This is a genomic window from Paenibacillus sp. 01L418 (assembly GCF_056400045.1).
In genome coordinates, this window is record NZ_JBFTSN010000059.1 from 1 (window position 1) to 26,089 (window position 26,089).

General features: G+C 47.1%; 23 protein-coding genes and 1 riboswitch. Of the genes, 18 read left to right on the forward strand and 5 right to left on the reverse strand.

Translation table 11 applies throughout. The features are described from left to right. The first annotated feature begins 115 nt into the window (after positions 1-115). Positions 116-685 carry a hypothetical protein gene (locus tag AC1DSE_RS10730; protein ID WP_477510437.1) on the forward strand — a complete coding sequence of 190 codons (570 nt, stop codon included), beginning with the start codon at positions 116-118 and terminating at the stop codon, positions 683-685. A gap of 58 nt (positions 686-743) precedes the next feature. Here AC1DSE_RS10730 and AC1DSE_RS10735 read toward each other — a convergent pair whose 3' ends face one another. From AC1DSE_RS10735 to AC1DSE_RS10750, 4 genes are all read right to left on the reverse strand, one after another. Further along, a complete protein-coding gene (locus tag AC1DSE_RS10735) occupies positions 744-1,496 on the reverse strand; it encodes a lysostaphin resistance A-like protein (RefSeq protein WP_477510438.1) in 753 nt (250 codons plus the stop codon). Next, positions 1,497-2,021, reverse strand: a complete 525-nt coding sequence (locus AC1DSE_RS10740) for a PadR family transcriptional regulator (RefSeq protein WP_477510439.1) — start codon at positions 2,019-2,021, stop codon at positions 1,497-1,499. Positions 2,022-2,210: 189 nt separating this feature from the next. Continuing rightward, positions 2,211-2,807, reverse strand: coding sequence for a permease (locus AC1DSE_RS10745; protein ID WP_477510440.1), 597 nt, complete (start codon positions 2,805-2,807; stop codon positions 2,211-2,213). Between the two features lie 80 nt (positions 2,808-2,887). Beyond that, positions 2,888-3,532 carry a TetR/AcrR family transcriptional regulator gene (locus AC1DSE_RS10750; RefSeq protein ID WP_477510441.1) on the reverse strand — a complete coding sequence of 215 codons (645 nt, stop codon included), beginning with the start codon at positions 3,530-3,532 and terminating at the stop codon, positions 2,888-2,890. Positions 3,533-3,787: 255 nt separating this feature from the next. Here AC1DSE_RS10750 and AC1DSE_RS10755 point away from each other — a divergent pair, with 255 nt between their 5' ends. From AC1DSE_RS10755 to AC1DSE_RS10835, 17 genes are all read left to right on the forward strand, one after another. After that, entirely contained in the window at positions 3,788-4,639 is an 852-nt protein-coding gene (locus AC1DSE_RS10755) for an AraC family transcriptional regulator (RefSeq protein ID WP_477527672.1), read from the forward strand. Positions 4,640-4,730: 91 nt separating this feature from the next. Beyond that, complete coding sequence (locus AC1DSE_RS10760) at positions 4,731-5,702, forward strand: N-acetylglucosamine kinase (protein WP_477527673.1); 972 nt, start codon at positions 4,731-4,733, stop codon at positions 5,700-5,702. 34 nt (positions 5,703-5,736) lie between these two features. Next, positions 5,737-7,044, forward strand: coding sequence for a 6-phospho-beta-glucosidase (locus tag AC1DSE_RS10765; protein ID WP_441885178.1), 1,308 nt, complete (start codon positions 5,737-5,739; stop codon positions 7,042-7,044). A 246-nt stretch (positions 7,045-7,290) separates the two neighbouring features. After that, positions 7,291-8,301: an ABC transporter substrate-binding protein gene (locus AC1DSE_RS10770; RefSeq protein ID WP_477510443.1), complete on the forward strand. Its 1,011-nt coding sequence runs from the start codon at positions 7,291-7,293 to the stop codon at positions 8,299-8,301. Positions 8,302-8,309: 8 nt separating this feature from the next. Next, entirely contained in the window at positions 8,310-10,364 is a 2,055-nt protein-coding gene (locus tag AC1DSE_RS10775; RefSeq protein ID WP_477510444.1) for an iron ABC transporter permease, read from the forward strand. A 109-nt stretch (positions 10,365-10,473) separates the two neighbouring features. Further along, positions 10,474-10,574, forward strand: a riboswitch (purine riboswitch). A gap of 122 nt (positions 10,575-10,696) precedes the next feature. Next, on the forward strand, positions 10,697-12,082 hold the full coding sequence (locus tag AC1DSE_RS10780) for an NCS2 family permease (RefSeq protein WP_477510445.1): 1,386 nt from the start codon (positions 10,697-10,699) through the stop codon (positions 12,080-12,082). Between the two features lie 169 nt (positions 12,083-12,251). Further along, positions 12,252-13,013, forward strand: coding sequence for a 5-oxoprolinase subunit PxpA (locus tag AC1DSE_RS10785; protein WP_477510446.1), 762 nt, complete (start codon positions 12,252-12,254; stop codon positions 13,011-13,013). Between the two features lie 2 nt (positions 13,014-13,015). Then, positions 13,016-13,771 carry a 5-oxoprolinase subunit PxpB gene (gene pxpB, locus AC1DSE_RS10790; RefSeq protein WP_477510498.1) on the forward strand — a complete coding sequence of 252 codons (756 nt, stop codon included), beginning with the start codon at positions 13,016-13,018 and terminating at the stop codon, positions 13,769-13,771. Next, complete coding sequence (locus AC1DSE_RS10795) at positions 13,768-14,796, forward strand: 5-oxoprolinase subunit C family protein (RefSeq protein WP_477510447.1); 1,029 nt, start codon at positions 13,768-13,770, stop codon at positions 14,794-14,796. The genes pxpB and AC1DSE_RS10795 overlap by 4 nt, the downstream gene beginning before the upstream one ends. A 101-nt stretch (positions 14,797-14,897) precedes the next feature. Continuing rightward, on the forward strand, positions 14,898-15,665 hold the full coding sequence (locus AC1DSE_RS10800) for a DeoR/GlpR family DNA-binding transcription regulator (RefSeq protein ID WP_076271115.1): 768 nt from the start codon (positions 14,898-14,900) through the stop codon (positions 15,663-15,665). 187 nt (positions 15,666-15,852) lie between these two features. Further along, positions 15,853-16,707 (forward strand): DMT family transporter, encoded by an 855-nt coding sequence (locus AC1DSE_RS10805; RefSeq protein ID WP_076271114.1) that lies wholly within the window; start codon positions 15,853-15,855, stop codon positions 16,705-16,707. Positions 16,708-16,745: 38 nt separating this feature from the next. Next, positions 16,746-17,714 carry a metallophosphoesterase family protein gene (locus tag AC1DSE_RS10810; protein WP_477510448.1) on the forward strand — a complete coding sequence of 323 codons (969 nt, stop codon included), beginning with the start codon at positions 16,746-16,748 and terminating at the stop codon, positions 17,712-17,714. 298 nt (positions 17,715-18,012) lie between these two features. Continuing rightward, the gene (locus AC1DSE_RS10815; protein ID WP_477510449.1) at positions 18,013-19,662 is read left to right on the forward strand and encodes a type 2 periplasmic-binding domain-containing protein; all 1,650 of its coding nucleotides are present in this window, start codon (positions 18,013-18,015) and stop codon (positions 19,660-19,662) included. A gap of 78 nt (positions 19,663-19,740) precedes the next feature. Then, positions 19,741-20,646: an ABC transporter permease gene (locus tag AC1DSE_RS10820; protein ID WP_054027178.1), complete on the forward strand. Its 906-nt coding sequence runs from the start codon at positions 19,741-19,743 to the stop codon at positions 20,644-20,646. Then, a complete protein-coding gene (locus AC1DSE_RS10825; protein WP_076271112.1) occupies positions 20,640-21,539 on the forward strand; it encodes a carbohydrate ABC transporter permease in 900 nt (299 codons plus the stop codon). Before AC1DSE_RS10820 ends, AC1DSE_RS10825 begins: the two co-directional genes overlap by 7 nt. A 44-nt stretch (positions 21,540-21,583) precedes the next feature. Beyond that, complete coding sequence (locus tag AC1DSE_RS10830; RefSeq protein ID WP_477527674.1) at positions 21,584-23,899, forward strand: helix-turn-helix domain-containing protein; 2,316 nt, start codon at positions 21,584-21,586, stop codon at positions 23,897-23,899. Positions 23,900-23,956: 57 nt separating this feature from the next. After that, positions 23,957-25,096 carry a glycoside hydrolase family 88 protein gene (locus AC1DSE_RS10835; RefSeq protein WP_477527675.1) on the forward strand — a complete coding sequence of 380 codons (1,140 nt, stop codon included), beginning with the start codon at positions 23,957-23,959 and terminating at the stop codon, positions 25,094-25,096. A 43-nt stretch (positions 25,097-25,139) separates the two neighbouring features. On the opposite strand, the gene AC1DSE_RS10840 is transcribed toward AC1DSE_RS10835, so the two are convergent. Then, on the reverse strand, positions 25,140-26,084 hold the full coding sequence (locus tag AC1DSE_RS10840) for a proline dehydrogenase family protein (protein WP_477527676.1): 945 nt from the start codon (positions 26,082-26,084) through the stop codon (positions 25,140-25,142). Positions 26,085-26,089 lie beyond the last annotated feature (5 nt).

The window sequence follows — 26,089 nt, forward strand, 5'->3', positions numbered from 1 at the left end:
ATGCTAATGAGTGCGTCTAGGAAGCCCACGCATAGATGTTGTTGTAGAAACGAGTAGTTAGACATTGTGATCTTGGGGAAGGCTACATGATAAAAAGATTACAAGGTGGTATACGATGATAAAGAGGATTAGCTTGCTTATATTTGTTTTCACTTTCATGACTGGCTCAACTACATATGCCTATAACGAAAAGCCATCAAGTGACGAGCGTGTGCCTTTTGAAAAGATGTATATTGAATATGGTGGCTATAAAACAGTTGAAGATGCATTAAGTGAATGTAATCTTCACTTCAGAAAAAAGATTAAATTGCCTTTTAAGCTGCCGCCGATTTCGTTTACTCACCATTTGGCAAGATGTAATCAACTTGGTGGTGTAAACGACTATTTTGAAATCGAGTACCTTAATGAGCTTCAAGGTTCAAATAATCATTACATGGTATGGGTGAATCCTTCGGGACACCGAAATGGATTTCCACGCAAAAGCAATGTTATCCGCATATATGAGTTAGAGAATGGAGAGAAAGCTGTTTACGGTACGACCCCAACATTAGGTGATAGACCTCCTGCGTTTGATGTATTGCGTTTTGAAAAAAATGGATGGCAATATATATTGTCGATTGATAAGCGTGTAGAGGATAAGGTAACAGCTGATGTTTTAGTGGACATTGCTAATTCAATAAAATGAAGTTCAAGCACCATCATTCGGTTGGTTGGTGCTTTTCTTCTTCACGTAGAGCTTCATATTAGGTGTAAATGGTGTTTGTGTTAATCGAATTTTTTTTGGAGGAAGAAAGCAGCCAAATTAATTGAACAGCAAGAATAGCGATGACGAGATAGTCGTATAGATGTGTGCCTGGATCATTGCCTGTGAAGTTTAGAAAGTTGTGCAAGCCGTGGAAGAGGATTGTGAGCAGAATGGCGCGGTTTCGAACGACCAGCATCGCCAATACAAAGCCCACTATAAACGCATATCCAATTTGCAAAAGAGTATCCTCTATCGATTGGCCGCCAAGCGCCTGCAAAGCGTGTGTGACACCAAACAACGAGCTGGAGACGATGACAGCTGTCATTTTTCCTTTTGGCATTAGAATCCGCAGCATCATTCCCCGGAACAATGTTTCCTCTACAAATCCTACTAAGAACAGCTGCGACAGCAGCATATAAGCGAAAAACGAGAAGGAAGCGGGTTGAAAGCCTTTGTTGGCGATCAATAAGACGATTAAGACGAGCAGCAGAGGAAGATATTCAAGCCATTGCTGCTTTGTAAGCTTGGAAACACCGCTGAAATAAAAGGTGCTCCACCGTTTTTTTACCGTCATATAGATCACTAGAAATAATGCTATCGGAATAAAGCCTAGAAATGGAGCGAGTGGATGCGTAAGTTCAGCAATCGATACATAGGCGCTGCCGCCGGCTACAAAAATCATCAGCATAAGCTCGATTAGAATAAGCGCAACAATAGGCCTTTTTACTGTAAAGCTGTCCGTTGTAATCATTTAGAATTCCTCTTTTTCGATTATTTTTTTTAAAAATTCATTTTCCATCTTAAAAAAATGCAAGCCGTAATGCATGACAGATACGCGGTAATAATAATCGTTTTTATCTTCGAGCTGCTCCAGCTCCTTGGACACGATGGACTGAACGGCCTCCATTTGAGCAATGTTGCGCGCGATGTTTTGTTGATACGCCATTAAGTTTTGTTTTTTCGTAGGCTCATCAAGGTAATCGTAAAAGAAGATTTTAATGAGATACTCGCGTTTGTTCGATTGAAGGGGTTCTCTTAGCCACTGCATAAAATGCTTCTGCCCTTCGCTTGTGATGCTGTACATCTTTTTGTTTTTGCTGTCATTCGTTTCTTCTTCCATCACGTATGCACTTTCCACTAGACGCTTAAGTCCGGGGTATAGGCTTCCATAGCTCATTTTGTAAAAGATCCCGATTGATTGCTCTGTTATTTTTTTAATATCATATCCGCTCATTTTCCCTTGCATCAGCATTCCTAAAGTAACTAGCTCAATCATCGTCGTTCTCCTTAATGTATCAAGTTGATATATCTATTTGATATATGTAATGTATCTCGAATGGAATACTTTGTCAAGAAAAATAATCGTGTAAATGAACGCTATTTTAAATAACGAAAAAAGCCCAAAACTCTCGTATCAGCCTGCTGGCTGATTCGCGAAGGTTTTGGGCTTTGTATGAGCTGTGTCTTAGAGTGAAAAATAATCGGCTGCAAACGTCAGGATTAGGAGTACCGCCATGATCCAGCCTGCACCATAGGTTCGTTTCGATGGTACAGGGGCAGAGGAGTCAGCATGGTTTTGTTTTGCCGTTTTTTTCTTAATAGACCAAAAATACAAACAGGCACCCGCTAGAACTAGGGACAGCTCTAATAAGGCGCTAATTGCCGGCAGTTTCCACAGTCCGAAGCCGAGTAGAGGGAAATCGCCGAAATTTCCGGGCAAGAGCGGCATGTCGCTGCGATGTACGAGCAGGTCAATCAACCAATGGCTGAAGACCAGTGAGCCAATGATGGCTGCACTTCGCTTATTCCATATCCGCCATGAAATTAAAGCAGCAACAATCGCTATTAGCAAAGCTCCAGCCAGAGAATGCGTATAGTCAGCATGGATAACAGCTTCACCATAACCTCCGTCGCCTATTTTATCAATAGATTCTGCCCCTGTGAGCAGCAGCGGGATAAACGCGATATCGAGAAGCTGCGTGCTTGCCATCAAAACCCACAAGGGTACCTTGGGCTCCATCGCTTTTACAATGGCCGCAAGTCCAAAATGTCCAGCCAGCATTTACTTCGCCACCTTTCGTTCAATTCGTGCATCAAGCCAGCCGCATACGACGATAAATAGAAAGAGAAACATTAAAAAAGTCATGTATCAGTCCTTCTTTCGTTTATCTGCTTGTCGAATCCAATAAGGAGTGCTTCAAAGGCATGATCAAAGGTAGTGGAGAGTCGGCTGAAAATGGCGTCCACACTCTCTTCCGAATGCGTATAGGTGCCAACTATCCCGCGCAGCATATAGAAATAAATGCGTGAACAGCTTAGGAGCTGCTCGCCTTCAGGCAAATTAAGATTTGTTTTCAAAAGCTGGACGATAACGTTGAACATTTGATTGCGAACACGATTGATTTCTAGCTCAGGCTCCAGTTCATCGACACGGGAGGACTTAACCTCAAAAAATATAGCGTACATGCTTCTATTGTTTAAGCAGAACCGAATAAACAAATCATTCATTCGCTTAAGCTTCTCGTCAGCGGATAGGAAGGCGTCTTTTGCAAGTGTGTCCAATTCACCCTTCAACAGCTGTAAGGGCTGCATAGATAAGGCATGAAGCAATGCTTCTTTATCTTGAAAATAAATATAGATCGTAGTATGAGAGCAGCCGGCTTCCTTTGCAATTTCTCTTATTGAAACGGAATCGTATCCGCGTTCTCCGAACAGCTTCTCAGCTGTGGCGATGATGGCGCATTTTGTTTCCTCTGCGCGGAATTCTTTTTTAGTAGCGATGATCATTCACTCCTCTTTATGATAGTAACCACTGGTTACTAACCAATGGTTATATAATACCAAATGCTTACAGATGTCGTCAAGACGCTGATTTCTGCTATAATCTTTGATGAGAACAATAGTAAATCCAACCTCGTTTTACGGAGTAGATTTGCATTCGCGAACCTAAGCCCATGCTTACGAAGTAGGTTTTCTACGAAAACCTAAGCCCATGCTTACGAAGTAGGTTTTCTACGAAAACCTTTAAGGAGAATAAATCAAATGAACCTATATCCTTCAATCAGCGAAGATCGGATTGAGCTGCCGCTGGCTTTTCCCATTACGATTTCGCAATCTGTAGGGGTTTCCCCGACCTTTCAAAGACTGCATTGGCATAAAGCGCTCGAAATTAACTACATACAGAAGGGGAGCGGCTACTATCTGATCAACGGGAGCCGTTATGACTTCCAGCAAGGAGACATCGTACTTATTCATTCCAATGATTTGCACCGTGCGTTTGAGTCAGAGGAGCTGGTCATGAGCATTATTATGTTTGATTCGTCTTACCTTGCTTTAKAGCAGCGCTACGATGCGGAGCTGCTTATTCCATTTCGGGATATTGGGTTAAGATTTGATAATGTGCTTGATCGAGAGCATCCGAAGCTGGGAGAGCTTGGCGGCATTATTAAAGACATGTCTGCTGAGTTTGAGCTGAAGGAGCCGCATTTTGAAGTGGTGGTGCGGGCGAAGCTTATTCAATTGCTTGCATTCGTCAATCGCTATTTTGCAAAAAATAATGAAACGGGAGCGCAGCATGTGCGTGGTATGGAAACGATTCGAGGCGTGCTGAATGACATCGAGGCTGATATATCATACCCATGGACGCTTGGCGAGCTCGCAGAGGCCGCGCACTTAAGTCCCTCTCGGTTCAGCACGTTGTTTGTGCAGGTTGTTGGGACCTCGCCCATGGATTATTTGATACAGATGCGGCTGTCACAGGCGGCTTATCTTCTTGAATCCACAGACAAAAAGATTATTGAAGTGGCAGCTGAATGCGGATTTCGCAATTTATCTAATTTCAATCGGCTGTTCAAGCAGCACGTAGGGAAGCTCCCATCCGAGCTGCGATCCTAAAAGACAGTAAGATAGTATTATAACATCGTTCTTTTTCATTAGAAGAACGATGTTTTTTATTTTAAAATAGAAGAAAGTACAAATAAGGAGTGTGAGCGATATTATTTKCCTTGGTATAGATGCAGGAGGCAGCAAGACACATGCTCTGCTCGTAGATGAGACAGGACGTGTACTTGGCAGAGGCCTTGGCGGAAATGGAAATCATCAAACCGCTTTTGAAGCAGCAAAAAACAGCATAGATCATGCTTGTCAGCAAGCGCTTCAGGATGCTGGCGTGACGAAGGATCAGGTGACATTTGCCTACTTCGGACTTGCAGGAGCAGATCGTGAGCCTGACTATGCAATTTTAAGACCGATGATTGCTTCACTTGACTATAAAAATCATGCGATTGCATGCGACACCATGATTGGTATGCGTGCGGGGACGAACCGATCTTACGGAGCGGTCATTCTTAGCGGAACTGGCCTTAACGCTGCTGCTCGCAACCCTCAAGGGGAAGAACTGCAGTATGGCGGCTTTGGTTATTTATTCGGGGACGGACATGGTTCGGGCACGGATCTGGCCATTCACGCTTTTCGCAGTGCGATTCGTGCTTGGGAAGGCAGAGAGCAAGCGACACTTCTTAGTGAAATGGTTCCCCAGCGGCTTGGCTATCATACGATTCAAGAGATGTACGATGATGCGCTGGACAACGGCAAACGTCCGTCACATGAGCTTGCTAAAGTGATGTTTGAGGCCGCTGCTCTCGGGGATGCTGTAGCCATCCGTCTTTTGGAGGAAGCTGGACGTGAGCATGCAAACTCTGTAAATGCGTTGATTAAGCGGCTAGGCATGGAAAAAGAAAAATTCGATGTTGTCCTTGCTGGCAGCGTAATGTCGCGAGGCGGCTCTACACATATGGTCGATGCAATCAGTGAAGCTGTTGTAGCGGTTTCGCCGCAAGCGCAGACAGTCAGATTGACGGTCGATCCGGTTATTGGAGCAGTAATGAGTGCGATGGATAGCAGCGGCATTGTGATTGATGAAGCGGTAGATGCAGCACTTAGAAAAATTACATTTTAAAAATAGTTTAAACATTTAAGGGAGGCTCATTCACATGTCCAAAAAACCACTAAAGGTCGCCGTCATTGGCGGCGGTTCCTCGTATACGCCAGAAATCGTAGAAGGCTTTATTAAAAAATATGATGAAATGCCGATTCGTGAGCTTTGGCTTGTTGATATCGAAGAAGGTCGTCATAAGCTGGCAATCGTTGGCGAGCTTGCGAAGCGGATGGTAGAGAAAGCTGGCCTGCCAATCGAAGTGAAACTAACACTTGACCGTCGTGAAGCGATCGCTGGTGCAGATTTCGTTACGACACAAATGCGGGTAGGTTTGCTGGAAGCAAGACGCCGTGATGAGCATATTCCTATTTCACATGGTGTAATTGGACAAGAGACGACTGGACCAGGCGGAATGTTTAAAGCGCTTCGTACTGTACCTGTCATTCTGGATATTTGTAAGGATATTGAAGAGCTTGCGCCGAATGCTTGGATGCTTAATTTCACGAATCCAGCGGGTATTGTAACCGAAGCGGTTCAAAAATACAGCAAAGTAAAAACAGTGGGTCTATGCAATTCACCAATTAACTTTCAAAAGTTTCTGGCTAAAGAGTATGGCGTTAGCGAGAGTGAAGTATTGCCTGAATTCGTAGGGATCAATCATCTGCACTGGGTTACAGCCGCTTATGTAAACGGTGAGGACAAATTGGACGAAATGATCGGAGCCGGTCGCGACTATTCAGCTACAAACGTAACCGCGTTTGACTGGGATGCAGATTTCCTTCGCTCATTAGGCGCGATACCAACGTATTACCTCCGTTATTTCTATATGACGGATTCGATGCTCGCGGATATGAAAGACTCGCTAGAGAAAAACGGCACGCGCGCAGAAGTTGTAAGCCGGGTCGAAACGGAATTGTTTGAGCTGTACAAGGATGTTAATTTGACGGAGAAGCCAAAGCAGCTTGAGCAGCGCGGCGGTGCTTATTATTCTGAGGCAGCTGTTAACTTGATGCATGCTCTATATACCGACAAACGTGATATTCAGACGTTGAACGTTAGAAACGGCAACATTATTGATTTTCTGCCTGAAGATGCAAGCATCGAGGTTAACTGTGTCGTTACGGCTCAAGGCCCGATTCCACTGCCTTTGCAGCGTGTTCCAGAGCAAATTAAAGGTCTAATGCATGCTGTAAAAACATATGAATCGCTAACTATTGAAGCTGCAATCAGCGGAGATAAAGGGATCGCGCTGCAAGCGCTCGTTCATCACCCGCTTGTTCCAAGCGTAGCGGTGGCTAAGGCGTTGCTTGAAGAAATGCTTGAGGCGAACAAAAAGTATTTGCCGAATTTTTTCAAAGAATAAACTAGGCTGCAAAGCAGTTGGCAGGAAGGGCAGGAGCATAGCTCCCGCCCTTTTTTGGCTTGCTTTTAACTATAGACTTTGCATCGGGAATTAGCTGTAAATACAAAATATTTACATTGACATCTAGTGCTATCGATTATATGATAACAAAAGTATTTGAACATGATAATCATTATCACTAAATTGGGATTAGTTATCAACCCAGAGAATGAAGCAGGGTTTAAACAAATAGGGGGTAAGAAAAAAATGAACAAACGATTAATGAGTTTGATTATGGTCATCGTCGTAATGGTGGTGGCAGCAGGCTGCGGTGCGAATAATGCGTCGAACAACAAGGCAAGCACTAACGCTCCTGCTACGAACGACGCTGGCGCGAAAGCGGATGGTCCGATTGTCGTGAAGGATGCGAAAGGTGAGGTTACCCTTGAGAAGCCTGCTCAAAAGGTTGTTGTGCTGGAGTGGACGTTTACTGAGGACATGATCGCCCTTGGAATGCAGCCAGTAGGCAGCGCGGACAACGAGGGTTATAAGCAATGGGTAACAGGAGAGGCGCCGCTTGACGCAAGCGTGACGGACGTTGGTTTCCGCCACGAGCCAAACCTTGAGACGATCGCAGCCTTGAAGCCTGACCTCATTATTGGCATTACGGACAGCCACGAAGCGATCTACGATCAGCTGAAGGGCATTGCGCCAACGCTGCTATTCAGCCTTTATCCGGCTGAAGGCAAAGGCGACCAATACACGCAAATGATCGATATATTCAAATCTATTGCGGCGGCAGTCGGCAAAACACCAGAAGGCGACAAAGTACTTGCCGATCTGGATCAGCATTATGCGGATGCAAAAACGAAGCTTGCTGCAGCAGGCAAAGAAGGCTTGAACTATGTGCTGACGCAAGCATTCAGCTATCAGAATGCTGCAACGATGCGTCTATTCATGGATAATTCGCTAGCGGTTCAAACGCTGGATCGTATTGGCCTCAAAAACGATTGGAAACCGGAGCAGTTCGAAATGTATGGCTTTACTACTTCGACGGTAGAAGCACTGCCGGCTATTCAAGATACGAACCTGATCTATATCGTTCAAAAGGATGACGACATTTTTTCAGGCACATTGACAGACAATTCGGTATGGAACGGTCTTAATTTCGTGAAAGAAAAACGTACGTTTGCTCTCGACAGCACGACATGGGTATTCGGTGGTCCGATCTCCTCCAAAGTCATCGTAGACCAAGTCGTAAATACATTAACGAAATGAGCGAGCTCATGAAGAAGCAAAATAAAGAAGCCTCATTGGGTATGATTTGGCGAATGATTGGTATATTTGGGGGCGGCCTTGCCGCCCTTTTCTTTCTGTTCATACTGAGTCTTTGCTTCGGGGAAGCCAAAATTCCAGCGGCAGTCGTATTTGACGGCTTGCTTCATCGGCAGGATGTGATGGAGCATAATTTGCTTTGGGATATTAGGATGCCGCGGACCGTTATCGGCATTATAGCGGGAGCTGCGTTAGCGGCGGCAGGAGCGTTATTGCAAACGATAACGAAAAACCCGCTTGCGGCCTCCGATACACTGGGCATTAATGCTGGAGCCTATTTTATGGTTGTGCTCGGCATGGTCGCTTTTCCTGCACTGCAGCATGAGGCACCTTTTCTGCTGGCGGCAGTGGGAGGGTTCCTTGCAGCATTGGCTGCTTATTTTCTTGGCGGCGGGCGGGCGGCAACGCCGGTTCGGCTAGCGCTATCGGGGATGATTGTCTCGATGGTGCTCGGTGCGTTTACGTCGGCCATTCATATTTTTAAAGCGACGGAAACGCAATCGTTGTTTCTTTGGGGTGGAGGCACGTTAATTCAGCTTGATTGGAGCGGCGTGAAGTATGCTTGGCCGCTTGTGGCGGCATTGCTCGTCATTGCAATACTTGCCGGACGCAAGTTCGATGCGCTCGAGCTGGACGAATCGACTGCTCGTTCATTAGGGCAGCGCGTAGGCTTAACCCGGGCGGGAGGGCTGGCGCTCTCTGTGCTTATGGCAGCCATCGTGGTCAGCGTCGTAGGGCCGATTGGTTTCGTTGGTCTTGTAGCTCCGCATTTGGTTAGGCTCTCCGGCATTCGAAATCATCGTTTGCTCATTCCTGCGAGCGCGCTTTGGGGAGCGCTGCTCATAACGGCAGCGGATGTGCTTGCTCGCATGGTACGAAGCAGTCTCGGCGAAATGCCGGTAGGCGCCGTCATGGCGATTATCGGGGCGCCTTGGCTCATTTGGCTGGTGCTTACCAAGATGAGAAATATTTCCGGTTCGGGCTCAGGACAGTCGTCGATGAGCATTGGAGGAGCTCCATTCCGCTTGCGTTTTGCACCGACTGCCTTAGCCATGACCGTATTGCTGGCTGCGGTCATTCTCGTTAGCTTGTCGCTCGGCGGTACAAAAATTCCGATCATGGAATTGCTTAGAAGCCTATTCGGAGCAGGAGACGATTCCTATTCTGTGCTGCTGAATCTAAGGCTTCCGCGCACCCTCGTTGCAGCAGGGGGAGGCATTGCGCTCGCAATCAGCGGCGTACTCATTCAAAGCGCTGTTCGCAATCCGCTCGCAGATGCTTCTATTATCGGCGTCACCTCGGGTGCGGGTTTTGGGGCCTTGGTCGTGCTCGTTGCATGGCCAACGCTGCCGATCTTCGCGCTGCCGATTGCCGCTATTACTGGCGGGGCTATAGCTGCCGCGGTTGTATTTTTCTTAGCTTGGCGCAAATCGCTTAACCCATCCGTTCTGATCCTGCTTGGCATAGCGGTGTCTGCCATCGGAGCTGCAGGCATTCAGGCGATGATCGTGAAGGCAAGCCTATGGAGCAGCACGGCATTTGTTTGGCTAACGGGAACGACGTATGGCCGAAGCTGGAGCCATTTTAACAGTATTTTTATTTTTCTGCTTATTCTTGTACCGGCGGCCTATTATTTGAGCAGGAAATTTGATCTACTTGCCTTCGGAGATGAAAGCTCGACAGGTCTCGGCTTACCGGTAAAAGGCACACGGCTTTGGGCTATGATCATTGGTGTGCTGCTTGCTGCGGGAGCGGTGGCGAGTGTAGGAACGATTGGTTTCCTTGGATTGATGGCGCCGCATGCGGTAAGGATGATGGTCGGACATCACACAAGGCGCTCGATCATCCTGTCAGGTCTGCTTGGCGCCTTGCTGCTCGTAATTGCGGATACGATCGGAAGAACGGTAATGGCTCCGAAGGAGATTCCTTCCGGGCTCATCATTATGCTGATTGGAGCTCCATACTTCCTGTTTCTTATGTACCGTTCACTCGTCAAAAAAAGGTAGAATGTTAGAAATGTTTGCTAAAAACGAATGTTGTACGTATGTATTGCCAATAACGTTCGTAAAAGTTGTTGACAAAATGGGCAATTTCTCTTTAAAATTGAAAACGGAAAACAACAACAGCATATCTTTTCGTATAATCTCAAGAATCGGCTTGAGAGTCTCTACTCGGTCACCGTAAATGATCAGGCTACGAAATTGGCGGAAAAAGCTCGCAGCGGTCCAGCGGGTATCTTTTTCCCCTTTTTGCAGAGCCTGGGAGAAATGCGATCTATTGCATTTTTACTAGGCTTCTTTGTTTGTTCCACCACATTTTTGGGAGGTTTGTAATCAAAATGGAACGTTTCTTTCGCTTAAAGGAACACGGAACAAATGTCAGAACAGAGATTATGGCGGGGCTGACGACTTTCATGACGATGGCTTACATATTAGCCGTCAATCCAATCATACTAACGCCAGCTGGCTTGGATTGGACAGCCGTGTTTCTTGCAACGGCACTAGCAGCAGGTATCTTCACTATCGCGATGGGCTTGTTCGTTAACTTCCCAGTTGCGCTAGCACCAGGTATGGGTCTTAATGCGTATTTTGCATCGGTCGTTATCGCATCGGCGTCAACGGACGCACCGATCTCACCAGCAATGGGACTAACCGCGGTATTTATTTCAGGTATTATCTTTATCATATTGACGCTTACCCAAATTCGCCAAATGCTTATCACAGCTGTTCCAGACAGCTTGAAGCATGCGATTACAGTCGGTATCGGCTTGTTCATCACCATTATCGGCTTGAAAAACAGCGGTATTATGACAATCGCAGTATCAAGCTTCACAGACATTGAAGCAGGTAAATTCACACCAGTGGGCGGCTCCGAAACCGTTATTCAACTGGGAAGCTTCCATAATGAAACGGTTGTACTTACCGTGATTGCATTGCTTCTTATTGGCGTGCTGATGGTACTGCGTGTACCGGGAGCGCTTTTGTTCGGTATTCTTGGTACGACTGTTATTGCTATTCTAATGGGTCATGTTGATGTGAAAGCAGCATTCACTGGTCAAACATGGGTGCCTGATTTCTCCAAAATGAACTTCTGGCATTTTGACTTTGCAGGCGTATTTGAAGTCGGACTGGTAACGGTTATCCTGACATTTACCTTCGTCGAAATGTTCGATACGTTCGGTACGCTTGTTGGTACAGCAAACCGTGCGGGCTACATGAAGGACGCTGAAAAGGGCAAAAAACGTGTAGGTAAAGCGATGTTCGTTGATGCGATCGGCGTCAGCGGCGGCGCGGTGCTTGGTACAAGTACAGTTACCGCATTCGTAGAAAGCTCTGCAGGTATTGCGCAAGGCGGACGTACGGGCCTAACGGCAGTAACGACAGGCGTTTGCTTCCTGCTTGCTATCTTCTTGTCTCCAATCGTTGCGCTTGTTCCAGGCGCAGCTACAGCTGCTGCACTAATTATCGTAGGCGTGCTGATGATGCAATCCGTAAAAGATATCGATTTTTCAGATATGGTTTATGCGATTCCATCCTTCTTGACACTTGCACTTATGCCGCTTACTTACAACATTGCAAACGGTATTTCGTTCGGTATCGTATCGTACGTATTGCTTGCAACGGTTGCTAATGTAACAGGCAAAGGCAAATACAAGGTTCACTGGCTCATGTGGATTCTAGCGGTGCTTATCATTGGCCGTTACGTATTTATGGGCGGGGAATAAACAAATATTATGGAAGAAGCAGCGCTGGACCGGCGCTGCTTCTTTTTTTTGTAGTTTAGCCTTATGGTGGAGAGACGCAGAGGATAGGGCTGCTTATTTTCGAGCTGAAATTTGATATAATTTTGGAAATAGAGCTGGCTTTGGCAGGCGAGCAGACGGGGGAGAGCATATGTTTCGCGTGGATTTAAACTGCGATATGGGTGAAGGTTTTGGGGTTTACACAGCTGGCCTCGATAACGAGCTGATGAAATATATTACTTCGGCGAATATCGCTTGCGGTTTTCACGCTGGGGATGCAGCGACAATACGGCGCACGGTTAAGCTGGCGCTAGAGAATGATGTAGCCATTGGAGCGCATCCAGGGCTTCCGGATTTGGCAGGCTTCGGTCGAAGGATGATGGCCATAACGCCGGAGGAGGCATATGAGCTGACGGTATATCAGCTGGGTGCGGTGTATGCTTTTGCTAAATCAGAAGGTGGAAGCGTCGCACATGTGAAACCGCATGGCGCTTTGTATAATATGGCTGCGAAGAGCAGACCGTTAGCTGACGCGATAGCAGAGGCAATATATAAGGTTAATCCGAGTCTGATGCTGTTCGGATTAGCGGGCAGTGAGCTTATTCACGCAGGCGAGGATATAGGCTTGCGTACAATCCATGAAGTATTCGCAGACCGAACGTACGAGTCGGACGGCTTACTAACGCCGCGAGGGACGGAAGGTGCTGTTATTGTTGATCCTGTTCGCGCTGCAGAGCAAGCGATAAGGATGATCAGAGATGGCGAGGTTAATACAAGGCAGCATCATAGCTTTATTTTGAAGGCGGATACGGTATGCGTGCATGGGGATACGCCAGGCGCAGTAGAGCATGTCATAAGACTGCGGGCGGCATTAGAGGCAGCGAGCATATCTGTTCAGAAGGCGGGTGTATGAGCATGGAGAAGGCTGCAACGGAACCTCAGGCTCCTATTGAAATGCTGCCGCTTGGTGACTCTGCCGTTATTATTCGTTTAGGCAGCTCCATTGACGAAGAAACGAACCGAACGGTCATGAATTTAAGCCGCCATTTGGAGTGGAAACCATTTGCTGGGTTCATTGAATGCGTCCCATCCTTTGTCTCGGTGGCGATCCACTATGACCCGCTGCTGGTGAAGAGAAGCCGCACTGCAGCCGAGCTTCAGCATGCTACAATCTTTGAAACGGTATGCGCTAGAGTGCAGACGTACCTATCTCTAGAGCAGCTGCACTCTTCCGATCAGGCGGATAGAACGATTGAAATTCCGGTTTGCTATGGCGGAGAGTACGGTCCTGACCTTAGCCTAGTTGCTGAGCTTAACGGACTTCCGGAGGAGGAAGTGATCGCTATACATGCTGGTGGCAGCTACTTGGTCCATATGCTCGGCTTTGCGCCAGGCTTTCCTTATTTGGGAGGAATGTCTGAGCGGATTGCCGCACCAAGACATCAGACGCCTCGGACGATCATTCCTCAGGGCAGCGTCGGCATAGCTGGCATGCAAACGGGCATATATTCGGTTGCAACGCCGGGCGGCTGGCAGCTGATCGGCAGAACGCCGCTTGCTCTATTTCGTCCTCAGGACGAAATTCCAAGCTTGCTTAGACCGGGGGACTTGATTAGGTTTAAGCCGATAACGGAGCGGCAGTACAAGCTTTATTTAGAAGGTGAATTATGACTATAAAAGTTGTTCGTCCCGGCTTGCTCGTTACTGTACAAGATCTCGGAAGGCATGGGTATCAAAAATACGGCGTAGTCGCCGGCGGGGCTATGGATACGGGAGCTTCGCGTGCGGCTAATCTGTTAGTCGGCAACGAGGATAGTGAGGCAGTGCTGGAAATTACGCTTACCGGAACGGAGCTCTTTATGGAGAAGGATACGCTGCTCGCTATTTGCGGCGCGCGTATGTCTGTTACCGCTGGAGGTGAGACGCTGCCCTTATGGAGACCAGTACTCGTTCGCGCGGGAATGAGCGTGAAATTCGGAGCTTGCCAATCGGGCTGCCGCTCCTATCTCGCCGTTGCGGGCGGATTTGATGTGCCGGAGGTCATGGGAAGCAAAAGTACGTATCTGCGCGGCGCAATCGGAGGTTATTTCGGAAGGGCATTAAAGTCAGGAGATGTACTGGCAGCTAAGGCGCCGAGCTTGCTGTCAGAGCGAATGGAGCATGCTTTGCGCCGGGGATGGAATGGCAGCTTCGTTGTGCCTCATTGGCATGCGAGTCATTTTGCGATAGCGGACAATTTAGAAGACCCGATCATTCGCGCGATGACGGGCACGCATTACGAGCTGTTTACAGAGACAAGCCGAGCGAGCTTATTTAACCAGAGCTTCCAGATTTCCGCACAGTCCGATCGAATGGGATATCGGCTCGAAGGAACAGAGAAGCTGACGCTCGCGAAGCCGCTTGAGCTGCTTTCGGAGGCTGTCGCAAACGGAACGGTCCAAGTGCCGGCTGGCGGAGAGCCGATCGTGCTGCTGGCGGACAGACAGACAACGGGCGGTTATCTACGTATTGCGCAAGTCGCAACGGTCGATATTCCTGTTTTTGCACAGCTAAAGCCCGGCGACCGTTTTCGGTTCGAGAGGATCACGCAGCAAGAAGCGGAACAGCTTTATTTGGACAGCGAGCGTGACATGAGAATGCTGAAAGCCGCTATTGCATTAAAATTTAATGCTGCGAATGAAAGGGATACAAGATGAACACTGCTCTTAGCGGCTGAGCCTCTTTCCTTGATTTATGGTAGACTACTAATCAAGAAGCAGGAATTACTGGAAGGCACGGCATAGAGGAGTGATAGCAATTGTTCGCACAGCAGCGGCATCAATTAATTATCCAAAAAATAAATAGCGACAAATCGATTCGAGCGTCGGAGCTTATGGAATCGTTTGGCGTTTCTTTTGAAACGATAAGGCGCGATCTAGAGCATTTGGAGAACCTAGGCTTATTGCAGAGGGTTCATGGCGGTGCGATTTTAAAAGAGCCGGATTACAGCCGGGAAATCCCGCTGCCGATTCGTGAATCGATTTACTTGACGGAGAAGACGGAATTGTCGCAGCTCGCCATTCGATATGTAACGGAAGGAATGTCCATCGCACTTGATGTAAGCACAACCAATACTCAGATTGCGAAGATGCTCAAGACAAAGTTCGAGCGATTGACGATTATTACGAATTCCTTGCCAATTGTAAATGAATTAATCGATGTCCCCGGTTTTACGCTGATCATGATCGGAGGCATTATCCGTCAAGCAGAACAGAGCATTATCGGAGACTTGGCTGAAGAATTCGCTTCCCGCTTTCATGCAGACTTGTTTTTTATGAGCATGAGCGGAGTTACATTGGACGAAGGCATTACCGACAACGCGATTGGTGAAGTACAGGTGAAGAAGATTATGCAAGCAAACGCAAAAAGCACGATCGCGCTTGCAGACAGCAGCAAATTTGATCAAGTCTCCCTGCTCAAGGTGTGCGGTTGCGCGGATGTAGAACGTTTCGTTACAGATTCGAAGATCAGCCTTGATCTAGTCGATAAATATAAACGGAGCGGCATTGAGATTGTTTATGAGTAGAGATGAATAATAAAGGGGACTTTGACTGTCCTAAAGACTCTTGGTTATATACCAAGGGTCTTTTTTTGCTTTCTAATGAAAAGTAAATATTAAGATATTGTAAATGTGTGTGTTTGTGTGATATTGTGTTGGAATATGTGGAACTGATAGTTGAATCTAAATGAGGATCGATGGAGGTGTTTCATAATTGATTGTTATTTCTCTTATTCTTGTCTTGTGTTCCGGTTTGGCGCATGCGGTGTGGAATATGCTAGCAAAGCAAAGTACGGATAAAGCGTTGTTCTTATGGGTGATTTATATGCCTGCAACTATTGTTTTGCTGCCGACACTCATTAATGAACTTTCGAGTGCGTCACTATCTCAGACACAGTGGCTGTTAATCGGGGCATCGCTAATTATGCAAAGCGTTTATTCGCTGTTGCTCGCTTACACCTATAATGCTGGAGATTTATCGCAAGTGTATCCGATCATGCGGGGGACACCAACCTTGCTTATCCCAGCCATCGGCGTATTGCTATTAAAAGAGACATTGCCTTTGTGGGGGTGGATCGGACTCAGCTTTATGCTGATCGGGTTCATCGTCATGATCGGAAGATCTTCGGGCAAAGGGCATCAGCAGTCTTTCTATAAGCCTGTACTGCTGGCGATGAGCGTTGGGCTATGCATTACCACTTACACGCTTATCGATAAAGTGAATTTACAGCATCTTTCTCCACTTGCGCTGCTTGAGGTGACGAATATCGGTTTTGTACTCGGACTGACACCTGCTGTTCTTCGTTCTAAACGGCTTAAGCATGTTATTCGCACTCATATTAATATTATTTGGATTGGCGCTATCTTGTCTCCGGGCTCGTACTTGCTGTTTTTGTTTGCAGCCAGAAATGCCAATATTTCTACAGTTGCGCCTATGCGCGAGGTAGGAATCGTGTTTGGCACGCTCCTTGGTCTATTTGTATTAAAAGAGTCGCAAGGGACTCGCAGAATTACGGCTTCGATCGCTGTAGTTATGGGCATTATTATGATTGCGTCATCAGGGCATTAAACAATAGCACCTGAATACCTAATGGAGAGGGAGTAAGGATGAAGATGGAAAACGCCAAAAAGCTTCGTTTTCGCAAAGACGGCACTTTTACAATTGTCCAGTTTACAGATATTCATTGGCAGGACGGATCGGACTTAGATTTGCGTTCCAAGGCTACGATGGAGCTTGTACTTGAGGCTGAACAACCGGATTTTGTTATGTTTACAGGAGATGTCATTTTCACGGGCAGAGGTTCAGACGGGGCAGTCTTATGCCAAGATCCGCTTCAAGCGTTTCGGGACGCGGTTGCCGCTGCCGAGCAGAGAGGCATTCCGTGGGGAATCGTATTCGGCAACCACGATACGGAGAACGATATTACCCGCGATGACCTGATGGGCGAGGTGCTAAAGCACGCTCACACGTTTGCCGAGCCGGGACCGCGGGATATCCATGGCACAGGCAACTACGCGTTGCCTGTACTTGGGTCTGACAACGATCAAGAGGCTGCTATGCTCTATTGCCTGGATTCTGGCGATTATTCCAAGCTGCCTGGCGTACCCGGCTACGATTGGATTCAGCATGATCAAGTGCAGTGGTACATGGAGCAATCCAAGGCTTGGAAAGCTCGTCATCAGGGCGCTGCATTGCCGGCACTCGCATTCTTTCACATCCCTCTGCCTGAATACCAAGAAGTGTGGGACCGGGAAGTGTGCTATGGCCATAAACATGAGGGGGTATGCGCCGCGCAGACGCAAGCAGGTTTCTTCTCAGCGATGTTGGCACAGGGAGACGTGATTGCAACTTTTTGCGGCCATGACCACACGAACGACTATTGGGGAGAGCTTTACGGGATTCGCCTTTATTACGGACGAGCAACAGGATACAACACTTACGGCAAGGAAGGTTTCCCGCGGGGTGCCCGCGTGATCCGCTTGACCGAAAACGAACGGAAAGTGGAATCATGGCTGCGTCTTGATGACGGCACGGTCGCCCTGCATCAGCCGGAGCATCAGCCGGAAATCGGTTAATACAAGCACTTATAATTCAATAGCCCGAAGAAGCAAAGATGTCCCGAATATTCTTAGGAATCCGGGACATCTTTTTTTTTGCGGAAATCATGAAATAAGGCGTCGCAACAGCATTGTTTAAAGGTTTTCTACAAAAAAGGATATCGTGTAAAGAATCGTAAATCGCTGTTTGTATAAAAATGAATACCGTTATAGCAATTGAAAATGTACGGGGCTGCTATTATCCATTAGATTGGGATTAAGGCGAGCCGGCAACCGGCAGGCGCCTCATAAATAAATTCGTAAAGGGGAGTCACGCATGAAAAGAAGTATTTTTACTAGAATTGCTCTGCTGCTTGCCATCGTATTGATGTTCGGAGGAATTGCAACGGCTTGCTCCAGCGGCAAGTCAGAACAACCCGCTAACAACGCGGCATCCGGCAACGGAGCGAAAGAAAATGCGGGGAAAGGCGATAAATCGGCTGGACCTGTAAAGCTAAAGCTCTGGCATCCTTTAAACCCTAATGCGCAAGCCGTCGTTCAAAGCTTAAGCGATGTAGCGATGGTGAAGGAATGGGAGAAAAAGACGAATGTGAAATTCGACTTTGAACATCCGACGGGCACGGGTGCCGATGCTCAGCAGCAATTCGGCGTGATGGTAGCTTCCAATGTGCTTCCGGATTTGATTGTGTGGAACATGTCCAACTTCCAAGGCGGTCCAGCCAAGCTGTTTCAGGATGGAACGATTATTAAATTAAACGATCTTATTGATCAGCACGCACCGAATTTGAAAAAAATTCTCGAGGAATATCCGCTTATCGCCAAGCAAATTAAAGCGGATAACGGCGATATTTACGTATTCCCTAACCTGAAGGTTGGCGATCACGGCAAATACAAAACGTTCTCCGGCCAGATGATACGGAAGGATTGGCTCGATGAGCTGGGCTTGCAGCTGCCCGAAACGATCGACGAATGGGAGATTGTTCTAAAAACGATTAAAGAGAAAAAAGGTGTCATTCCATATACGTCCGAGAAAGACATGCTTCTAGGATCAAAAAGCTCGATGGACTTTATCGGGGCATACGGCATCGGCAAAGATTTTTATCTGAATGGCGACAAAATTGAGTATGGGCCGCTTCAGCCTGCATTTAAAGACTACTTGGCGCGTATGCAAAAATGGTATAAAGAGGGTTTGATTGATCCGGACTATGCTTCCAACGACAACAAAGCGAAGGAAGCGAAGATCACTTCAGGCAAGGCAGCCGCTACCTTCGGTTACATTGGCGGCAGCATGGGCGCATGGCTTCCTTCCTTGCAGCAGGCGGATCCGAAGGCGATGCTTTCCGCCGCTCAATATCCGGTAATGAATAAAGGAGACGAGCCTAAATTCACAGAAACCGGCTGGGATTACAGCAATACGGGAGCTGTCATCACAAGCGCAAACAAAAATCCGGAAGCTACGATCAAGGCGCTTGATTATTTGTTCAGCGAAGAAGGCGCTATGCTGAAAAACTTCGGTATTGACGGCACAACGTATACTCTGGTGGATGGTCAGCCTAAATTTACGGATTTGATCATGAAAAATCCGGACGGACTGCCGATCGGCCAAGCGATGGCGAAAAACTTCATTGCGAACTATCCGTTCCCGGGTCCGGACGATGACCGTTATAATGACCAATACTATTCGCTCGACGCCCAGAAGGAAGCAGTAAAAGCGTATGCCAAATTCGCGAAAAACTCTGCCTCCGTTCTCATTCCTCCCGTTTCTTTAACGCCGGAGGAAGCAAGCGAATTCAGCAAAATTATGACGGATGTGGATACGTATCGTTCAGAGATTGTCACGAAACTGATTATGGGCACCTCTAGTTTGGACAGCTTCGATAAAGCGATCGAGCAGTTTAAGAAAATGGGAATCGAGCGCGCGATAGAAATTCAGCAAGCCGCTTTCGACCGTTTCAACAAACGTTAAACCGATTGAAGGAAGGGGGGAACACACTCCCCTTCCTTTAAAAATCAATTTCGGTGGAAAGAGAGTGCACCTGCGATGATGAGAAAACTAGCTAACGATCTTGTGAGAAATAAAGCCATCTATTTTATGGTGCTGCCAGTTGTTTTGTATTATTTTATTTTTAAATATCTTCCGATGTACGGTTCGATTATTGCCTTTAAGGATTTCAGTATTGCCAAGGGTGTATGGGGAAGCCCATGGGTTGGCCTTGACAATTTCAAGGACTTTTTTGACAGCATCTACTTTTGGCGGGTGCTGCGCAATACGCTGCTGCTAAGCTTCTATCAGCTCTTGTTTGGTTTTCCAGCGCCGATTATTCTTGCTATTTTGCTCAATGAAATCCGTTTGAAGCTGTTCAAAAACGTCGTTCAAACGGTCGTCTATCTGCCTCACTTTGTATCGCTCATTGTCATTTGCGGACTCATTCTCGATTTTACGAACCGTGATGGGATTATCAGTACGATGATCGAATTTTTCGGGGGCGAACGCACTACTTTGCTTGGCGATGCCGCTAACTTTCGGTTCATTTATGTATTCTCCAGCATATGGCAGGAGCTTGGCTGGTCGTCCATCATCTTCTTGGCGGCGCTCAGCGGCATTAATCCCGAGCTCTACGAAGCGGCCAGAGTCGATGGTGCCGGGAGGTTTAGGCAAATGTGGAGCATTACGCTTCCGGGATTGATTCCAATCATTATGATTCTGCTCATTCTTCGAATCGGGGGGCTTATGGATATCGGATTTGAGAAGATTATATTGCTCTACAATCCGAATACCTATGAGACTGCGGATATTATCTCTTCCTTTGTGTACAGGAAAGGGCTTGCGGAAGGCCAGGATTACAGCTTTACTTCTGCCGTCGGCTTGTTTCAAGCTGGCATCAACTTTGTTTTGCTCATCAGCGCCAACTGGTTTTCCCGCCGGGTATCCGGGAACCGATTATGGTAAGGGGGAATGGGAACTTGAAAAATAATACGATGACAGACCGCACATTTGATATATTGAACGCCATTCTCATGCTTTTGCTTATCGTCGTCACCATTTATCCTTTTTATCATGTCGTAATGGCTTCCTTAAGCGACTCTAATCGATTGATTGCACATCAAGGCATGCTCCTAGGTCCGCTTGGATTTAGCTGGGAGGCTTACTCCCGCGTGCTCGACAATCCTAATATATTCAGCGGATACCGGAATACGCTCCTGATCCTCTTCTCTGGAACGCTGTTTAACTTGTTTTTCACGGCGCTTGGCGCCTACGGCTTGTCCCGTAAGTTCATGCTGCGCAAACCGATTATGATCGCTATCATTTTTACAATGTATTTTAGCGGCGGACTGATTCCTACTTATTTATTGATCAACAATTGGCTGCATATGGGCAACAGCTTGCTGGCATTAATCGTGCCGGTCGCAATCAGCACATGGAATCTGATCATCATGCGCACCTCCTTCGAGGCGATTCCCGAGAGCTTGATCGAATCTGCCAAAATAGATGGCTCCGGGGAGTTCGGCATTTTATTCAAAATCGTCGTCCCGCTTTCCATGCCGATTATCGCGGTTATGATTCTTTACTACGGCGTTGCCCACTGGAATTCTTGGTTCAATGCGATGTTGTTTATCCGTGACCGTGAATTATTTCCGCTGCAGATCATTTTACGAGAAATATTGGTCATTAACGATACGAGCTCCATGCAGCTGGGAGACGCGATGGCGGATCAAGAAGGAATCAGGGAAAGCATCAAATATGCCACGATTATGGTTGCGACGCTTCCAATATTGCTTGTATATCCGTTTCTGCAAAAGTTTTTCGCGAAGGGCGTTATGATCGGTGCGGTAAAAGAGTAGTTGGTATATACTCGGAGTATAATTCTCTGGCGGTGGATGCTCATATGAAACGCAAGGTTTATAAGTTTTGGCTGTACTCGTATTTATTTGTCTTATTTATTCCAATCCTTATTACCTTAATCGTCCTACTGCAATCACAAGAAATGCTGGTCAAGGAAGTGCGCAGAGCTAACGACACGCTCCTCGATCAGGTTCGGCAATTAGTGGACAATCAGATCACTGACATTCGAAGGTTAGGCACGCAATTATCGTTTGACCCGAAAGTCATGACGTATTTAAACCGTGAAACGTTGGATACGGCGGAAGCCAGGTTCGGCACGATGGAAATGATCTCGAGCCTTCAGTCTTATACGATTGCCAACGGCAATATAACCGATGCCTATATCTATCTCAAGAACAAAGAATATGGGATAACGACAACGACGTTTATGCCGGCAGACGATTTGTATTCCGTGCTCCATAAGGCATCGGGAAAAAGCTTTGCGGAATGGACAGAGTGGCTCCGGGCGAGCCATGCTGGTCTTTTCGTTACATTAAATGAAGGCGCCAAACAAACGGAAAACTCGCTCGTTTACGTGCAATCCTTGCCAATTCAAGAGATTAAAGCTGCCCCTGCGACTCTTGTTGTGCTGCTCAATCAGGATCGGCTCAAGCAAGCGATTTCGAAAGTCGGTCTAGCAACCGAGGGTTCGGTTTATATCCTCGATCGCGAGGGCCATCCCATCATGATTACTGGCCCTCAGACTGGACTGGCTGAGCTGCCGATACCGAAAATGAGCAATCAACGCGGTTTTCTTACGGAATTAGTGGACGGCAACGATGCGGCCATATCTTATGTGAAGTCGGATACGACGAATTGGACCTATATTTCGGTTTTGCCGGAGCAAGTGTATTCCGCTAAAGTGAAGCTGCTGAAAAATTTGATTTATATTGCGATGCTGCTTTGCATCGGACTGGGCGGACTTAGCGCCTTTTGGCTTACGCGAAGAAATTATGCCCCTATTCAAAATATGATGAATTTTGTTTCAACAAAGGTCAAAACAAACATGATGAATATGCCGAACGAATTTGCGGTTCTGCAATCGTTTATGACCGACAGCGCAGCCATCCAAGATGAAGCAAGTAGAAAGCTGCTCGAGCAGCATCAAGTGCTGCGCAACCAATTTTTGGCCCGTCTGCTGAAAGGCCGTGTGGATATGAGCTCCGCACTGCCGCAAGCCATTGAATCGTTTGATTTTCGGTTCGAGACAGACCGGTTTGCCGTCTTGCTGCTGCAGATCGAAGACTATGAACGGCTGTTTCAGGCGAATCAAGAAATGGATGCGGAGAGGAAGCTTCAATTCGTTTACCTGATCGTTACGAACATTTTTGAGGAGCTGTTATCCGCAGGCCATCGCACTTATTTCACGGAAGTTGACGGCATGATTGCTTGCGTTGTAAACGTCCTAGGGAAAGAGAAGGAAGCAAAGAAAGAGCTGCTCAAAGTGGCAAATGACGCTAAACGTTTTATTCAAGATAAATTTTTCGTTCGTTTTTCCGTGGGTGTCAGTGATATCCATACGTTTTGGTCGACGCTCCCAAAATGTTACGAGGAAGCGGTCGAGTCTCTGGAATATAAGCTTGTTCTTGGCTCCAACCAAATCATTTCCTATGAATCGATTAAGCGTCCCAAAAATGATTTGTATTATCCGCTCGATACCGARCGTCAATTAATTAACTTGATGGCGGCAGGCAATTACGATGAGGCGGCAGCTGTCCTGCAGCGTATCCTCATTACGAATTTTTCCGAGGGAACGCTGTCCATTCAAATGGGAAAATTGCTGATGTTCGAACTCGTCGGCACGATGCTGAAAGCGGTAGAGCAGCTTCAACTTAGCACGAAAGAAATTATGGTGGAGAAAACGGATTTAATTAAGCAGATTACAGAATGCGAAACCTTCGCAGAGATGGAAGAAGAAATTTTGGACTTCCTAAAGAAAGCCTGTGATTATTTGCAGCAAAAGAAGAAAAGCCATAATACCGATTTGAAGAGCCAAGTTGTCGAGCATGTCCTTCATAACTTGAATGATATGAATATTAGCCTGACGAGCATTTCGCTTGCTTTCGATATTAATCCGACTTACTTATCTCGATTTTTCAAAGAGCAAACCGGAGAGAATCTCGTTGATTTTGTTAATAAGCGGCGTGTTGACAAGGTGAAATCGCTGCTTGCTGAGACCAACCACGCCATTCAAGATATTGCCGAGCAATGCGGCTTTGCAAGCAGCCAATCTTTGCTAAGGGTGTTTAAAAAGTACGAAGGCATAACGCCGGGACAGTATAGGCAGAGTAGGGACGGAAGAGAAGCTCTAGAGCGGTGAGGCTGAGAGCCGTCTTTTATTTTTGAATGATGCCGGAATATGGGGAGGATGAATCCGATGAGCGTATGGCAAACAGCTATTGAGGACGCTTTACAGAAGACGAGGCGGAATATCGGCAAATTTGGCGATCAATTTCCACATGTCAGCACGGACGGTGGCCGCTCGTATGAGTTGAACGCCAATGAGGATTGGACCGACGGCTTTTGGTCCGGCATGTTATGGCTTTGTTACGAGTACAGCGGCGATGACGCATTTCGGCAAGCGGCAGCCCGAACCGTTGAAAGCTTCCGGGAGCGCTATGAAGCGGACCGGGTGCTGGATCATCATGATATCGGATTTTTGTACTCGCTGTCGGCTAAAGCACAGTGGATCATAGAAAAGGATGAAGCTGCGAGGCAGCTTGCTTTAAGGGCCGCCGACAAACTAATGGCAAGGTGGCGCGAGCTGGGTCAATATTTTCAAGCGTGGGGACCTGCTGGCGACTCTGTAAACGGCGGCCGCATTATTATCGACTGCATGATGAATTTGCCTTTGCTTTACTGGGCCTTCGAGCAGACAGGCGATGAACGGTACCGTCAGGCTGCGGTCCTCCATGCTGACAAGAGCCGACGTTATCTGGTCCGCGGGGATGACTCGTCCTATCATACCTTTCATTTTGATCAAAAAAATGGCGAACCGATCGGCGGCGATACAGCTCAAGGCTACACAAACGGGTCGACGTGGACACGGGGACAAGCATGGGGTGTATATGGATTCGCGCTGTCGTACCGGTATACGGAGGATCGGCTTTACCTAGAGACGTCAAAAAGGCTGGCGCGGTTTTTCTTGAGCCATCTGCCAGAGGATGAAGTGGCTTATTGGGACTTTAATGCGCCTATCGAGTCTGGAACGCCTCGTGACAGCTCGGCTTCTGCCATCTTTTGCGCCGGTTTGTTGGAGCTGCTCGATTTGATGGATGAGAGTGACCCGGAGCGCGCGTATTTCGAACGCAGAATACGGCTTGTGATGGAGTCGCTTGTACTCAATTATTCGACCATCAATGAGCCGAATGTGGAAGGCCTGATCAAAAGAGGCTCTTACCATGTTCGAGGCGGATCGTCTCCGGACGATTTTATGATTTKGGGCGATTATTATTATTTGGAAGCTCTGCTTCGCCTAGAGAAGGGGGTCAAAGGGTATTGGTACGAAGATCGATAGAAAAAAACAGTCGAGCAGGTAAAGCTATCCTGCTCGACTGTGTTTACTTAGGGGATGCCTTCTTTAGACCGGACATGTTTTTAAGAACGAGCATAAGGTTTGCAGGTTTCTCGGCAAGTCGGCGGGTGAAGTAGGGGTACCACATGGCGCCGTAAGGGACGTAACAGCGGATGCGGTAGCCTTCCTTTGCGAGCTTCGCCTGTTCATTCATTCGGAGGCCGTAGAGCATTTGGAACTCGAAGGCGCTTTTGGCAATACGGTTCGTGCGCGCATAAGCTTTTACCCAGCTAATAATAGCATCATCATGTGAGGCAATGGCAGTATAGATGCCTTTGTCCAAATGAGCCTTGGCCATGCTTTTGAAATTGTCGATGACCTCGTTTTTATCTTGATAGGCGACCTCACTCGATTMTTTGTAGGCGCCTTTAACGAGTCGCAAGCTTATGCGTGCTTGAAGCATATCGTTAACATCCTGCTCCGTTCGGAATAGGTAAGCCTGCAGCACGGTGCCGACATTGGTTAAGCCTTCTTTGTGGAGCCTTTTAACGATATCGATTGTAGCTTGCGTGTAAGGCGTATTCTCCATGTCAATTCGAACGAAGTTTCGATGGCGCCTTGCATGCTTGACTACGTCTCGAATATTGGCGTAACAAGCCGCTTGGTCAAGAGCGAGACCCATTTGAGTAGGCTTCAGCGATACATGAGAATTAGCTTTTCGATCAGCTATGCCTTCGATTAGCTTCAAATATTGATCTCTGTATGCTGATGCCTCGCTTAAGTCCTGTATACCTTCGCCAAGATGGTCAAGCGTTGCCATAATGCCTAGCTTGCCTAGCTTTTCGAGCTCAAGCAAAGCCTCTTCAAGCGTCTCCCCCGCAATAAATCGGCTCGCGAGTTTTTTTCCATACGTAGTTGAAAGCCTTTCTACCAGAGGAATGCCTGTAATCGTCAATAATGATTTGCGGTACCATTTCGATCCAATGCCCATTCGTG